11 protein-coding genes are annotated in these 11,241 nt (G+C 66.6%); 5 read left to right on the forward strand and 6 right to left on the reverse strand.

The window, feature by feature from the left end; translation table 11 throughout:
• Positions 1–43: 43 nt before the first annotated feature.
• The 4 genes from M9979_RS10080 to glnA all read left to right on the forward strand — a co-directional run bounded on the left by M9979_RS10080 (position 44) and on the right by glnA (position 2,884).
• Positions 44–379 (forward strand): arsenate reductase family protein, encoded by a 336-nt coding sequence (locus tag M9979_RS10080; protein WP_254289228.1) that lies wholly within the window; start codon positions 44–46, stop codon positions 377–379.
• Between the two features lie 395 nt (positions 380–774).
• Positions 775–1,113, forward strand: coding sequence for a P-II family nitrogen regulator (locus M9979_RS10085; protein WP_254289229.1), 339 nt, complete (start codon positions 775–777; stop codon positions 1,111–1,113).
• Positions 1,097–1,435, forward strand: a complete 339-nt coding sequence (locus M9979_RS10090) for a DUF6968 family protein (RefSeq protein ID WP_254289230.1) — start codon at positions 1,097–1,099, stop codon at positions 1,433–1,435. The genes M9979_RS10085 and M9979_RS10090 overlap by 17 nt, the downstream gene beginning before the upstream one ends.
• Before the next feature lie 36 nt (positions 1,436–1,471).
• A complete protein-coding gene (glnA, locus tag M9979_RS10095) occupies positions 1,472–2,884 on the forward strand; it encodes a type I glutamate--ammonia ligase (RefSeq protein ID WP_254289231.1) in 1,413 nt (470 codons plus the stop codon).
• Positions 2,885–3,045: 161 nt separating this feature from the next.
• On the opposite strand, the gene M9979_RS10100 is transcribed toward glnA, so the two are convergent.
• The 6 genes from M9979_RS10100 to rpiA all read right to left on the reverse strand — a co-directional run bounded on the left by M9979_RS10100 (position 3,046) and on the right by rpiA (position 9,797).
• Positions 3,046–3,792: an HAD-IIB family hydrolase gene (locus tag M9979_RS10100; RefSeq protein WP_254289232.1), complete on the reverse strand. Its 747-nt coding sequence runs from the start codon at positions 3,790–3,792 to the stop codon at positions 3,046–3,048.
• A complete protein-coding gene (locus M9979_RS10105) occupies positions 3,789–4,607 on the reverse strand; it encodes a Cof-type HAD-IIB family hydrolase (protein ID WP_254289233.1) in 819 nt (272 codons plus the stop codon). The genes M9979_RS10100 and M9979_RS10105 overlap by 4 nt, the downstream gene beginning before the upstream one ends.
• Entirely contained in the window at positions 4,604–5,587 is a 984-nt protein-coding gene (gene gnd, locus M9979_RS10110) for a phosphogluconate dehydrogenase (NAD(+)-dependent, decarboxylating) (protein ID WP_254289234.1), read from the reverse strand. Before gnd ends, M9979_RS10105 begins: the two co-directional genes overlap by 4 nt.
• A 264-nt stretch (positions 5,588–5,851) precedes the next feature.
• Positions 5,852–6,976: a transaldolase gene (gene tal, locus M9979_RS10115; RefSeq protein WP_254289235.1), complete on the reverse strand. Its 1,125-nt coding sequence runs from the start codon at positions 6,974–6,976 to the stop codon at positions 5,852–5,854.
• On the reverse strand, positions 6,976–9,045 hold the full coding sequence (tkt, locus tag M9979_RS10120; RefSeq protein ID WP_254289236.1) for a transketolase: 2,070 nt from the start codon (positions 9,043–9,045) through the stop codon (positions 6,976–6,978). The genes tal and tkt overlap by 1 nt, the downstream gene beginning before the upstream one ends.
• A gap of 71 nt (positions 9,046–9,116) precedes the next feature.
• Positions 9,117–9,797 carry a ribose-5-phosphate isomerase RpiA gene (gene rpiA, locus M9979_RS10125; protein WP_254289237.1) on the reverse strand — a complete coding sequence of 227 codons (681 nt, stop codon included), beginning with the start codon at positions 9,795–9,797 and terminating at the stop codon, positions 9,117–9,119.
• Positions 9,798–9,959: 162 nt separating this feature from the next.
• Between rpiA and M9979_RS10130 the strand changes: the two genes are divergently transcribed.
• On the forward strand, positions 9,960–11,210 hold the full coding sequence (locus M9979_RS10130) for an efflux RND transporter periplasmic adaptor subunit (protein WP_422921899.1): 1,251 nt from the start codon (positions 9,960–9,962) through the stop codon (positions 11,208–11,210).
• The last annotated feature ends 31 nt before the right edge of the window (positions 11,211–11,241 follow it).

An 11,241-nucleotide genomic window follows, 5' to 3' on the forward strand; every position in this document is an offset into this window, starting at 1 on the left:
CGCCGCTGACGCGGCTTGCTCCTCTCCCGGCGAGAGAGGGGAAGTGAAGGCCACGATCTACCACAATCCCCGCTGCGGCACCTCGCGCACCACGCTCGCGCTGCTCACCGAAGCGGGCGCCGACGTCACCGTCATCGAATACCTCAATCACCCGCCGACCGTCGCCGACCTCTCGCGCCTCTACGCCCGCGCCGGCATCACCCCGCGCGAAGGCCTGCGCCTCACCGAACCCGCCGCCAGGGCGCTCGCCGACGCCGACGACGCGACGATCCTCGAAGCGATGGCGATCGACCCGATCCTCATCCAGCGCCCGCTGGTCGAGACCGACAAAGGCGTCGTCCTCGCGAGACCGCCGGAAAAGGTCCTGACGATCCTCTGACCGAGCGAGGCGGCACCCCGCCCGCCAACCTCCCCCGTCACCCCGGACGTGTTCCGGGGTCCACCGGGCCGCAAGCGTAAAGCCCGCCTCTCTAATCCCGCGCCTCGCCGCAGAGTGGACCCCGGAACAAGTCCGGGGTGACGAATGGTGATTGGTGAGGCCGTAGAGCCTACACGCCACCGAACGCCTATCCTCCCGCCATGCCGAACCGCATCCCCCGCGCCGGCGAATCGGCCGAACCGACAATTGCCCAAACACCGTGCACCACACCCGCCGATGCCCGATTCGCAGGCAGCAAAAACGTCCGAATCCGTGTTGCCCCAAGGGGCGCGGACTGGCACGCTTGGTGCAACACCCGCGCTCGGGGCGAGGGTTTCAGTAGGGGGCGTATACCGGTGAAGAAGGTCGAGGCCATCATCAAGCCGTTCAAGCTGGATGAGGTGAAGGAAGCGCTCCACGAGATCGGCGTCAGCGGCATCACCGTGACCGAGGCCAAGGGCTTCGGCCGCCAGAAGGGCCATACCGAGCTGTATCGCGGCGCCGAATATGTCGTCGACTTCCTGCCCAAGGTGAAGCTGGAGGTCGTCGTCGACGACGCGCTCGCCGACCGCGTGGTCGAGGCGATCGCCGCCGCCGCGCAGACCGGCCGGATCGGCGACGGCAAGATCTTCGTCATCCCCGTCGAGGCCGCGCTGCGCATCCGTACCGGCGAGCGCGATGAAGCCGCCATTTAATGCTGACGACGTCATCGCATGCCGAACATTCGACAGCGAGGCTGGCCAGGTCGAACTGCACATCCATCGACCGCAGCCATGGCGCAGCGACGCCGTCGAGCGCGAACCCGATTGGATATGCTGGTATTCCATCCTGTTTCCGGGGGGTGAACTGAAAAAACACTCTGCTGTGGGGGTCGATAGCGTTCAGGCGATGCTTCTCGGCTTTGCCAGTGCCGCCGGCGATTTGCGGTATGTCGGCGATGGAACACCGACGCGACGCCCTTCGGTACGCTGGCTAGACAGCGACAATCTCGGACTAACCATCAACCATTTCGAGTAAAACGCCGCACCTGCGGCGAGAGCAAGGGAAGAACACATGGCTGCGACTGCCAACGACATCCTGAACAAGATCAAGGACGAGGAGATCGAGTGGGTCGATCTGCGCTTCACCGACCCCAAGGGCAAGTGGCAGCACCTCACCATGGTCGCCAGCATCATGGGCGAGGACGAGTTCACCGACGGCCTGATGTTCGACGGTTCGTCGATCGAGGGTTGGAAGGCGATCAACGAATCGGACATGGTCCTGAAGCCCGATCTCGACGCGGTCTACACCGATCCCTTCTCGGCGACGCCGATGCTGATCGTGTTCTGCGACGTGGTCGAGCCGTCGACCGGCGAGCTCTACGCCCGCGATCCGCGCTCGACCGCCAAGCGCGCCGAGGCGTATCTCAAGACCACCGGCATCGGCGACACCGTCTACGTCGGCCCGGAAGCCGAATTCTTCATGTTCGACAACGTGCAGTTCGACACGAACTATGCCGCGTCCTACTTCAAGATCGACGATATCGAGCTGCCGACCAACACGGGTCGCGAATACGAAGGCGGCAACCTCGGCCACCGTCCGCGCGCCAAGGGCGGCTATTTCCCCGTCGCGCCGGTCGATTCCGCGGTCGATATCCGCGGCGAGATGGTCTCGACCATGCTCGAAATGGGCCTGCCCTGCGACAAGCACCATCACGAGGTCGCCGCCGCGCAGCACGAACTCGGCATGACTTTCGGCACGCTGACCACCACCGCCGACCGCATGCAGATCTACAAGTACGTCGTGCACCAGGTCGCGCATGCCTATGGCAAGTCGGCGACCTTCATGCCCAAGCCGATCAAGGAAGATAACGGCTCGGGCATGCACACGCACTTCTCGATCTGGGACGGCAAGACCCCGCTGTTCGCGGGCGAGAAATATGCCGGCCTGTCCGACATGTGCCTGTATTTCATCGGCGGCATCATCCGCCACGCCAAGGCGATCAACGCCTTCACCAACCCGACCACCAACAGCTACAAGCGGCTGGTGCCGGGCTACGAAGCGCCGGTGCTGCTCGCCTATTCGGCGCGCAACCGTTCGGCCTCGTGCCGCATCCCCTACGGCACCGGCCCCAAGGCGAAGCGCGTCGAAGTGCGCTTCCCCGACGCGATGGCCAACCCCTATCTCGCCTATGCGGCGCTGATGATGGCGGGCCTCGACGGCATCCAGAACAAGATCCACCCCGGCGAGGCGATGGACAAGAACCTGTACGACCTGCCGCCGGCAGAGCTCGCGCAGGTGCCGACCGTCTGCGCGTCGCTGCGAGAGGCGCTGGAATGCCTGACCGCCGACCACGACTTCCTGCTCAAGGGCGACGTGTTCTCGAAGGACCAGATCGAGGCATACGTCGAGGTGAAGTGGGCGGAGGTCGCGCGCTGGGAAATGACCCCGAGCCCGGTCGAATATGATATGTACTACAGCGCGTAAGGCGCGGCTACGACCGCGCCGGTGCGGCTTGCCGCATCCGCGCTGTCGGCCAGCCTCATGGCACATGAGGACTGACGGCGTGGCTCCGCCACGCCGCCGCCTGAAACGAAAAGGGCGCCCGTCTCACGACAGGCGCCCTTCCTTTCGAAACGAAACTTGCCCTATTTCTGGCACGCCACGATCGCGGTCACGACCGAGATCGTCTCCTCCGGATCGCGCACGCGTACCGTATCGAGGCCGAGCTCCTTTGCCGGATAGTCGTTGCCGCCGGGGAAGATCGCGTCGCCGATGAACATCATGCTGTCGAGCGGGATGCCGCTCTCGTCGCGCAGCTTCTTGAGGCCATAGGCCTTGTCGACACCCTCCTGCGTGATGTCGATCGAGGTCGCGCCGCCCATGTTGATCGACAGGCCCGGCAGCCGCTGCTTGAGGTCCGCCTGGATCACCTTGCGCTTCTCGAACTTGGGGTCCCAATGCTCCTTTTCCTTCACCGGGGCTTCCTGGCCCAATGCGGAGAAGGTGATCTGGCTGCCGCGGTCCTCGATCCGCTCGCCCCAGGTCTGCTCGGGCTTGAAGCCGGTCGCCTCCAGGGATTCGTCGAACGCCTTCAGGATCTTCGCCTTGGTCGCGTCGTCGAACAGCTCGGCATAGACCGAATTCCACGCGCCATCGCGATAGGTGTAGAGCTTCGTGCCCGTCGTCGGCATCAGCCACAGCTTCGACAGGTCGGCGCGCGCCGGCAGGCGGCTCGCCACCTGCTTCTGGAACTGCGGCCAGTCGCCGCCCGAGATCACCGCGACATGCGCGACGCCGAGCAGATCGGCGAGCGCCTCGCCCATCGGGTCCTGCAGGGGCTGTTTGCTCTCGGCCAGCGTTCCGTCGAGGTCGAAGGCGATCAGCTGTTTCATGCAGGGGCTCCAAGGCGGGGAAAGATGATGGTGTGAATCGCGTGCGCGACCCCGTCGGCGTCATTGCCGGTCGTCACGTCATGGGCAATGGCCTTCACCGGATCGGGCGCATTGCCCATCGCGATCGCGAGGCCGGCGCGTTCGAGCATCGGCACGTCGTTATACTGGTCGCCGAGCACCGCCACCGCATCCAGCGGCTGGTCGAACGTCCGGGCGAGCGCGACCAGCCCGTCGCCTTTGTTGGCGGCAAGCGCGGTCACGTCGAGGTAATAGACCTGGCTCTGCGCGATCGTCGCGTCCTCACCATGCGCCGCCTTGCAACGCTCGGCGAGGCCCGCGAGCATCGCCGCGTCGTCGCTGACGAAGGTGATCTTGTCGGCGCGGTCCAGCAGGTCGGCGAAATCGGTGGTGACGACTGGGTCCTGGTTGGACGCACGCCGTTCGCTGTCGACATGCGCGCCGACGTCGGTCGAGGCGTACCAGCGGTCGTCGGCGAAGACCCAGATATCGGCACCGCTGTCCGCGGCGATGGCCATCACGCCACGGGCCACCGCTTCGTCGACGACATGATGTTCGGTGATGGTCCCGTCGCGGCGGAAGACGATGCCGCCGTTGAACGCCGCCATCGCCGCATCGAGCCCAAGCGTCTCGGCGATCGGCATGATCCCCGACATCGGCCGCGCGCTGATGACGGTGAAGCCGACGCCCGCCGCCTCCAGCCGCAGCACGGCGTCGGTGGTGGCGGGGGTCAATTGCTTGTGCTTGTCGACGAGCGTGCCGTCGATATCGGATACGACCAGACGGATCGGGGTCATTGCGGGATTTCGACGTGACCGCCGAAGCCGAAGCGCATCGCCGAGAGCACCTGATCGCCGAACGTATGCTCGACGCGGCTGCGGTAGCGCGCGAACAGCGAAGCGGTGAGGACGTTCGCCGGCACCTTTTCCTCCATCGCCGCGTCGATCGTCCACTGGCCCTCGCCCGAATCGGCGACGCTGCCCGAGAAGCCCTCCAGCTTGCCGTCCTTGGCGAGCGCGATCGCGGTGAGATCGAGCAGCCACGACGAGATGACGCTGCCGCGCCGCCACACTTCGGCGATATCGGTCATGTTGAGGTCGAAGCGTTCGTCCTCGGGCAGCTTGTCGCTGTTCTTCGATTTCAGGATGTCGAAGCCCTCGGCATAGGCCTGCATCAGGCCGTATTCGATGCCGTTGTGGACCATCTTGACGAAATGGCCGGCCCCGGCGGGGCCCGCGTGGATATAGCCCTTTTCGGCCCGTTCATCAACGACGTCGGCGACACGGCCGGGGGTGCGCGGGATGCTGCCGAGGCCGGGCGCGAGCGCGTCGAAGATGGGATCGAGCAGATTGACCGTCCCGGTGTCGCCACCGATCATCATGCAATAGCCGCGCTCCAGCCCCCAGACGCCGCCGGAGGTGCCGACGTCGACGTAATGGACGCCCTTGCCGGCCAGCAGCTTGGCGCGGCGGATGTCGTCCTTGTAGAAGGTGTTGCCGCCGTCGATGACGATGTCGCCGTCACGCGCGCCTTCGCCGATCGCGGCGATCGTGTCCTCGGTCGGGGCGCCGGCGGGGAGCATCACCCACCAGATCGCCGGGCTGTCCAGCTTGCCGCGCACGTCGTCGAGCGAATTGGCGGCAATCGCGCCGTCCCTGGCGAGCGTGGCGACCGCGTCGGCGCTGCGGTCGTAGGCGACGATCTCATGCCCTGCCTGCATCAGCCGGCGGGCGATATTGCCACCCATGCGGCCGAGGCCGATCAGTCCGATCTTCATGTCTGCTGTCCTGCCGGTTGTTGCGGTGATGGGGGCTAAACGGAGCGGCGGCGGTTGGGTTGCGGGTGATGGAGGCCGCGGAAGGTCACAAAGGTCACGGGGTATGGGGGTCCTGAACGCCGTCCCCATTCCTTTGTCACCCCGGACTTGTTCCGGGGTCCACCGGGCCGCGAGCCCTACGTTCCCCGTCATGCCGCATGCCTCGCCGCAGAGTGGACCCCGGAACAAGTCCGGGGTGACGCGGAGGTGAGGCAGGGCGAACCTTTAAACCGCAGCCGGCTGCTTGGCGGCGATCGAGCCCAGCAGGTCGTCGAACGCCTTGGCGAACGACGCGACGCCCTGTTCGACCAGCGTGTCGGTGACGCCGTTCAGGTCCAACCCCAACCGTTCCGCTTCCGCCAGCACGCGGCGCGCGTCCTCGACGTCCTCGTTCAGCGTGTCCGCCACCGTGCCGCGTTCGCGGAAGGCGTCCATCGTCGCCGGCGGCATGGTGTTGACCGTGTCGCGGCCGATCAGCGTGTCGACGTAGAGCGTGTCGCGATACGCTTTGTCCTTGACGCCCGTCGACGCCCACAGCAGCCGCTGCGGCTGCGCGCCCTTGGCGGCGAGCGCCTGCCAGCGATCCGACTTCTCGAAGTCGAGGAACCATTGGTAGGCCAGCTTGGCGTTGGCGATCGCGACCTTGCCGCGCAAGGCTTTCAACGCCTCCGCCTCGGGATCGTTGGCGGCGACGCGGTCGTCGATCGCCTTGTCGATCATCGTGTCGATGCGGCTGACGAAGAAGCTGGCGACGCTGGCGATCCGGTCGATCGGCTGGCCCTGCTTGACCCGCTCCTCGAGACCGGCAGCATAGGCCTCGGCGACGCGGATGTACGCGTCGAGCGCGAACAGCAACGTCACGTTGACATTGATCCCCTTGGCGATCGTCGCGCTGATCGCGGGACCGCCGGCGAGCGTGCCGGGGATCTTGATCATCAGGTTCGGGCGATCGACCGCGTGCCACAGCTTCTCGGCCTCGGCGATCGTCGCGTCGGTGTCGTCGGCGATATACGGCGACACCTCCAGACTGACATAGCCGTCCTTGGCGCCCAACCGGTCGTAGACGGGCTTCAGCGTTTCCGCCGCCGCCTTGATGTCCTGGATCGCGAGATGCTCGTAGCGGTCGATCGTCGCCGCGCCGGGATGCTGCTTGTCGAAGTCGGCGAGCGTTGCGTCATAGGCGTCGCCATGGCCCATCGCCTTCTCGAAGATCGACGGGTTGGAGGTGACGCCGGTCAGGCCGTCCTCCTTGACGAGCTTGTCGAGGCCGCCCGCCTCGAGGAACTTGCGATCGACGAAGTCGAGCCAGACGGCGGTTCCCGCCGCGGAGAGATCGTTGAGCGTGCCCATCACTTGGTCTCCAGCATCTCTTTGGCCACCTTGACGACGTTGTCGACGGTGAAGCCGTATTTGTCCTGCAGCTTGGATATGGGGGCGGAGGCACCGAACGTCGACATGGTGATCGTCTTGCCCTTCAACCCAACGTAACGATGCCAGCCCATCTCGCCGGCCTGCTCGACCGCAAGGCGCGTCGGTACTGCGGCGGGAAGCACGCTGTCCTTGTAGTCCTCGGACTGCAGCTCGTAGCGATACCAGCTGGGCAGCGAGACGACGCGGCTCTTCACGCCCTCGGCGATCAGTCTCTCGTGCGCCTCGACGACGAGGTGCATCTCGCTGCCCGTCGCGATCAGGATGAGGTCGGGCGTGCCATCACAGTCGGCGAGGACATAGCCACCCTTCATCACCCCTTCGGCGGAGGCATATTTGCCGCGATCGAGGGTGGGGAGCGCCTGACGCGAGAAGATCAGCGCGGTCGGGCGGCCGGCATCCTCCAGCGCGGCGCGCCACGCCCAGGCGGTCTCGTTGGCGTCGCCGGGGCGGATCGTGTCGAGCCCAGGGATCGCGCGCAGCGTCGCCAGATGCTCGATCGGCTGGTGGGTCGGCCCATCCTCGCCGACGCCGATCGAATCGTGGGTGAAGACCCAGACGCTGGCCAGCTCCATGATCGCCGACAGCCGCACCGGCGCGCGCATGTAATCGGCGAAGACGAGGAAGGTCGAACCATAGCTGCGCAAATGCGACAGCGTCATGCCGTTGACGACGCCGCCCATGCCATGTTCGCGGACGCCGAAGTGGAAGTTCTGGCCGCCGTAATTGTCCGCCTCGAACGAGGGCGCGCCCTTGATGTCGGTCTTGGTCGACGGCGCGAGATCGGCGGAACCGCCGATCAGCCACGGCACCCGCTTGGCGAGGGCATTGAGGACCTTACCGCCCGAATCGCGCGTGGCGAGGCCCTTCTCGTCGGCCGGGAATTCGGGGACGTCGGCGTCCCAGCCCTCGGGCAGTTTGTCCTTGAGCATCAGGTCGAGCTCGGCGCCGAGGTCCGGGAACGCCTCGCCATATTTGGCGAGCAGCGCCTCCCATTCGTGGCGCAGCGGCTCGGAGCGGTTGGCGATGGCATCGTGGAAATGCGCGGCAACGCCGTCGGGGACGTAGAAGTCCTTGTCCTCGGGCCAGCCATAGGCCTTCTTGGTGGCGCGGACATTGTCTTCGCCCAATGGCTCGCCGTGCGCCTTTTCGCTGCCCGCCTTGGGGCTGCCCCAACCGATCACCGAATGGACGACGATGAAGGTGGGCTTGTCATTGGTCGCCTTGAACGTCTCGATCGCCTTGGCGAAGGCGGCGGTGTCGTTGGCGTCGTCGAGGTGGATGACGTTCCAGCCATAGGCCTGGAAACGCAGGCCGACGTCCTCGTCGAAGGCGAGGTCGGTGCCGCCCTCGATCGAGATATGGTTGCTGTCGTAGATCCAGCACAGGTTGGAGAGCTTGAGGTGCCCGGCGAGGCTCGCCGCCTCGGCCGCGACGCCCTCCATCATGTCGCCATCGCCGCACAGCGCATAGACGTCATGGTCGAACAGCGTGAAGTCGGGCTTGTTGTAGCGTGCCGCGAGCCAGCGTTCGGCGATCGCCATGCCGACCGAATTGGAACAGCCCGCGCCCAACGGCCCGGTCGTCGTCTCAACGCCGGTGGTATGGCGGTATTCCGGGTGGCCGGGCGTGCGCGAGGCGAGCTGGCGGAAGCCCTTGAGGTCGTCGATCGTCAGCACGGGCCGACCGGTCTTGTTACCCTCCGCATCGATCTCTTCGATTCCCGCCAGGTGGATCAGCGAATAGAGCAGCATAGAGGCATGGCCGACCGACAGCACGAAGCGGTCGCGGTTGGGCCAGTCGGGGCGCGACGGGTCGTAGCGCAGGAACTGCGACCACAGGGTATAGCCGACCGGCGCCAGCGCCATCGGCGTGCCGGGATGGCCCGAATTGGCCTTTTGCACCGCGTCCATCGACAGCGTGCGGATCGTGTCGATCGTCAGGCGTTCTAGCGAGCCGTCCTCGTGGATCGCGGTCTTGGTATCGGTCATGGCAATGGGGCCCTTGCTCTTGCGCTGCATCGAACGCCTGCACGCCCGATCCGTTGCGGTCGCGGCCGCCTTTAACGGGACATGGTCGCCCGTTCCAGCCGCGAAACGACTCCGTCGGCGGCGATATATGCGGCATCGACCTCGGTCAGGAACAGGCCATGGCCGAGCACGCCGGGGATGCCGTCGAGCCACGCCGCAGTCGCGGCGGGATCGGCAAGGTCGAAGCGGCAATCGACGATCTGGTTGCCGTTGTCCGTCACATACGGCGCGCCGTCACGCATGCGCAGCACCGCCCCCTCCCCCAGCGCCGCGAGCAGCGCGGCGCGCGCGAAGGGCAGGATCTCGACCGGCACCGGCGCATCGCCGATCGCCGCCACCCGCTTCGAGCGATCGGCGATCACCACCATCCGGTCGGACGCGGCGGCGACCACCTTCTCGCGCAGCATCGCGCCGCCCGCGCCCTTGATCGCGAACAGCCGCGCGTCGATCTGGTCGGCGCCGTCGATCGTCAGGTCGACGCGCGGCACGTCGGCGAAGTCGAGGACGCGGATGCCGACCCCCTCGGCCTGCGCGGCGCTCGCGCGCGAGGTGGCGACGGCGGTGATGCGCAGCCCCTGCGCGACGCGCGCGCCCAGCAGGCGGATCACATGCGCCGCGGTCGATCCGGTGCCGAGCCCGACGAGCATGCCGTCCGTCACCTCGGCGACCGCCGCCCCGGCGGCGAGTGCCTTGCCCGCATCCCGATCCATCATCGCGTCCCTTTTTTCCGCACTGCGACATTTTGCGACATTAATAACACCCGTCTCGGGTTGCATTTCCCTGTGTATCGCCGTCATTGGGGCAGCAAGAGCAACCAATCGCCGCGCCGTGCATTTGATCGCGATCACGGCTGCGCGAGCCGAGATACGAGCCGGGTGACATACTTGACCACAGCATCGATTCGCGGGCGCCGGCTCTTCGCCGGAGCCGCTACTGCCTCGCTCGTTCTGACGCTGGCCGCGTGTGGCAGCGGCGCGCAGGACAAGGGTTCGGCCAAGGGCGGCGCGGGTGGCGCCGGCCGCGGGCCGACCACGGTCGGCTATGTCGTCGTCCAGCCGACCAGCGCGGCGATGGTCACCGAACTCGCCGCGCGGACCAGCGCCTATGAGAGCAGCGACGTGCGCCCGCAGGTCAACGGCATCATCCGCCGCCGCTTCTTCACCGAAGGCTCGCTGGTGCGCCGCGGCCAGCCGCTCTACGAGATCGACCCGCGCCTGTACCGTGCCGCGGTGAACGAGGCGCAGGCGAACCTGCAGAGCGCGCGCGCCAATCAGGAGGCGCAGCGCATCCAGGCCGAACGCTACAAGCCGCTCGCCGCGATCGAGGCGGTGTCGAAGCAGGAATATACCAACGCCGTCGCCACCGCGCGGCAGGCGACCGCCTCGGTCGCGCAGACCGGCGCGGCGCTGGAGACGGCGCGGATCAACCTCAAATTCACCACCGTGCCCGCGCCGATCACCGGCCGGATCGGCCGGTCGCTGTTCACCGTCGGCGCGCTCGTCTCGGCGAGCCAGACCGATCCGCTGGCACAGATCCAGCGACTGGACCCGATGTTCGTCGACATCCAGCAGTCCGCCGCCGACATGCTGTCGCTGCGCCGCAGCCTCAGCCAGAACGGCATCGTGCCGACGCGCGCCGTCGTGCGGCTGAAGCTGGAGGACGGCAGCGACTACGGCCAGACCGGCACCGTCGAATTTTCCGAAGCGCTGGTGAACACCGAAACCGGCACGGTGACGCTGCGCGCCAGCATCCCCAATCCACAGGGGCTGCTGCTGCCCGGCATGTTCGTGCGCGCGAGCTTCGCGCAGGCGATCAACCAGAACGCTTTCCTGGTGCCGCAACAGGCGCTGACTCGCGATGCCAAGGGCAATGCGACGGTGATGCTGGTCGGCGCGAACGGCAAGGTCGTGCAGAAGCCGGTCACCGCCGCGCGGACGCAGGGCACATCATGGGTGGTCACCAGCGGCCTCAACGCCAGCGACAAGGTCATCACACAGGGGTTGAACGCGCTGAAGCCGGGATCGCAGGTGAAAGCGGTGCCCGCGAACAGCGCGCAGACCGTCGCGCCGCCGAAACAGGGCGACAAGAGCGGGCAACAGGGCAAGTCGCAAGGCAAGGCGGGTTGAGCCCGATGCGATTCCCCACATCCGTTCGTGC

It is taken from the genome of Sphingomonas liriopis (genome assembly GCF_024211255.1).
Lineage (GTDB): Bacteria > Pseudomonadota > Alphaproteobacteria > Sphingomonadales > Sphingomonadaceae > Sphingomonas > Sphingomonas liriopis.